This window comes from Pararhodobacter sp. (genome assembly GCF_034676075.1).
Lineage (GTDB): Bacteria > Pseudomonadota > Alphaproteobacteria > Rhodobacterales > Rhodobacteraceae > Pararhodobacter.
Genome location: NZ_JAUCCQ010000216.1, coordinates 1 through 3,099, shown reverse-complemented (window position 1 = coordinate 3,099; position 3,099 = coordinate 1). Strand labels below are relative to the sequence as shown.

General features: G+C 69.6%; 2 protein-coding genes. Both read left to right on the top strand.

What is annotated here, in order from left to right; all coding sequences use genetic code 11:
• The first annotated feature begins 294 nt into the window (after positions 1-294).
• The gene (locus tag VDQ18_RS23330; RefSeq protein ID WP_323023247.1) at positions 295-1,671 is read left to right on the top strand and encodes an aspartate aminotransferase family protein; all 1,377 of its coding nucleotides are present in this window, start codon (positions 295-297) and stop codon (positions 1,669-1,671) included.
• Positions 1,668-3,053, top strand: a complete 1,386-nt coding sequence (locus tag VDQ18_RS23325; RefSeq protein ID WP_323023246.1) for a glutamine synthetase family protein — start codon at positions 1,668-1,670, stop codon at positions 3,051-3,053. Before VDQ18_RS23330 ends, VDQ18_RS23325 begins: the two co-directional genes overlap by 4 nt.
• Positions 3,054-3,099 lie beyond the last annotated feature (46 nt).

Genomic DNA, 3,099 nt, shown 5'->3' with positions numbered 1-3,099 from the left:
GGGGCCTTCTGCCCCCCTCTTGGCCTGACGGCCAATTCACCCCCCGAGGATATTTGCAGAACGAAGATGGGGCTTAACACCCTTTTAACCTTGATCTTTGCGCTGCAAATATCCTCTGGGGTCCGGGGGCAGACGGCCCCCGGTTCTTGCCCCAAGCGCTACCCTCGCCGCGGCGGGAGGCGCGCGGGGTGGGCGGGTGGGAGCGTGCCTCCCGCCGCAAGGCGGTGCCGATGAAACCTGCCTTGGCAATCCCTCGCCGGCGCAATATGATCAAATTATTCAGCCGGAGTTCCCATGCCCCCCCTGCCGCCCTCCCCGCACGCCGGTCTCGATCCCGAGCGCCTTGCCTCCTTCCGGGCCCGCGAGGAGCAGCGGTTCGCCCGTGCCCGGCCCCAGACGCGCGCCCGTCTCGACGAGGGCGCCGAGCCCTGGCTCGCAGGCGTGCCGATGCATTGGATGCGGGACTGGCCCTCGCCCTTTCCGCTGGTGGTCCACCGGGCCGAGAAGGCGCGGATCGAGGATATCGACGGCATCGAGATCGACGATTTCTGCCTGGGCGATACCGGCTCGATGTTCGGTCATTCCCCGCCGCCGGTGGCCCGCGCGATCCGCCGCCAGGCGCGGCGCGGGCTGACCTATATGCTGCCCTCGGAAGCGACGCTGCGGGTGGGCGCGCTGATCCGGCAGGTTTTCGGGCCGATGCTCTGGCAGATGACGCTCAGCGCCACCGACGCCAACCGCCATGCCCTGCGGGTGGCGAGGGCCGTCACCGGGCGGCGCAAGGTGCTGGTCTTCAACGGCTGCTATCACGGCACGCTGGAGGACACGATGGTTGCCCTCGAGGGGGGCCGCACGGTGGCGCGGCCGGGGCTGGTGGGCCAGGTCCTCGACATCGCCGCCGAGGCGATCTGCGTCGAGTTCAACGACCTCGCGGCGGTGGAGGCGGCGCTGGCGACGGGCGAGGTCGCCGCGGTGCTGACCGAACCGGTGATGACCAATTCCTGCATGGTCCTGCCCGAGGCGGGTTTCCACGACGGGCTGCGCCAGCTGACCCGCCACCATGGCACGCTGCTCATTCTGGACGAGACGCATACCCAAAGTTCCGGCCTGGGCGGCTACCGGCGGCTGCATTCGCTGTCGCCCGACCTCTATGTGATCGGCAAATGCGTGGCGGGGGGCATCCCGACCGGGCTCTGGGGCATGACGCCCGAGGTGGCGGAGCGTTTCGCCGCCTATGACCTCGACCGGCCCGAGGGGCATTCGGGCATGGGCACCACCCTGTCCGGCAACCCGTTGCAGGTCGCAGCGCTGGAGGCGACCCTGTCCGAGGTCATGACCGCCGAGGCCTATGACCGCATGGAACGCGGCGCCGCGCGCCTCGCCGCCGGGCTGGAGGGCGCCATCGCCCGCCGCGCCCTGCCCTGGCACGTGGTCCGTGTCGGCGCCCGGGTCGAGTTCATCTGCGCCCCGGGGCCGCTGCGAAACGGCGCCGAGGCCGCGCGGGCCCATGCGCCCGAGGTCGAGGCGGCGCTGCATCTGGGCCTCCTGAACCGCGGCTGCCTGATCGCGCCGTTCCACAACATGATGCTGGTCTCGCCGGTGACGAAAACCCGCCAGATCGACCGGCTGATCGCCGCTTTCGACGAAATCCTGTCCGAGTTGATCCCATGACCACGACCTGCCCCTCCGGCGCCACGCCGCTCGAGGCCGAAGCCTTCCTCGCCGCTCATCCCCAGATCCAGGCGATCGACATTCTTCTCCACGATTCCAACGGTATCGGGCGGGGCAAGATCATCCGCCGGCACGAATTGATGTCGGTGTTCGAGGGCGGTCGGCATCTGCCGATCTCGATCCTCGGGCTCGATATCGTCGGCGAGGATGTCCATGAGACCGGGCTGATCTGGGACGCGGGCGATGGCGACCTGCGCGCCTGGCCGGTGCCCGGCACGCTGGTGCCGCTGCACGGCACCGATCCCGCCCGGGCCGAGATGTTCCTCGGTCAGTATCACCTCGACGGCACGCCGATGCTGTCCGACCCGCGCCACGCGCTGGCCCGGCAGGTCGAGGCGCTGGCGAAGATGGGCCTTCACCCCTCCGCCGCCTTCGAGCTGGAATTCTTCCTGCTCGATCCCGAGCGGGACGCCATGGGTCGGGTGCAGCCGGCGCGGGACGTGCTGGACGGGCGGTTTTCGGCCAAGACCGAGGTCTATTCGGTCGACCAGCTGATCGGCATGCAGCCCCTTTTCACCGACATCTACGCCGGGGCCGCCGCCGCCGGGATCACCGCCGAAACGCTGATTTCCGAATACGCACCAGGGCAGTACGAGCTGACCTTGAAGTACCGTGACAACGCGCTGACCGCCGCCGACGATCTGGTGCGGCTGAAGCGGATCGTCCGGGCGCAGGCCCGGCGGCACGGAGTGGTGGCCTGTTTCATGGCCAAGCCCATCGCCGATTACGCGGGGTCGGGGATGCATCTGCACGTCTCGCTGCGCGATGACGAGGGCCGCAACATCTTTGCCGAGGCGCCGGGAGCGGGCTGGACCGACGCCATCCGCCACGCGCTGGGCGGGCTGAAGCAGACGATGGGCGAGTCGATGCTGGTCTTCGCCCCCCACGCCAATTCCTGGCGCCGCTTCGCCAACCAGAGCTATGCGCCGGTTTCGCCCAGCTGGGGGGTCAACAACCGCTCGGTGGCGCTGCGCATCCCGGCCGGCGACGTGCGGGCGCGGCGGATCGAGCACCGGCCCTCGGGCGTCGACGCCAACCCCTATCTGGTGGCGGCGACGGTGCTGGCGGGGATCCGCAAGGGGCTGGAAGAGCGCATCGACCCCGGCCCCGAGACCACCGGCAACGCCTATGAGGCGGAAGCGGGCGGCATCCCGCGGGACTGGCGCGCGGCCATCGAGGCGGCGACGGAATCCACATTCCTGAAAGAGGCGCTGGGGGCCGAGATGCACCGCACCTTCACCGCGGTGAAGGCGGCGGAATACGCGCGGGTGGCACGGACCATCGCCGATGTGGATTACGACCTCTATCTGCACCGGGTCTAGGCGCGGGGAAAAGCGGCGGGCTGCCGCTACCTGAGACCGCAAGAAG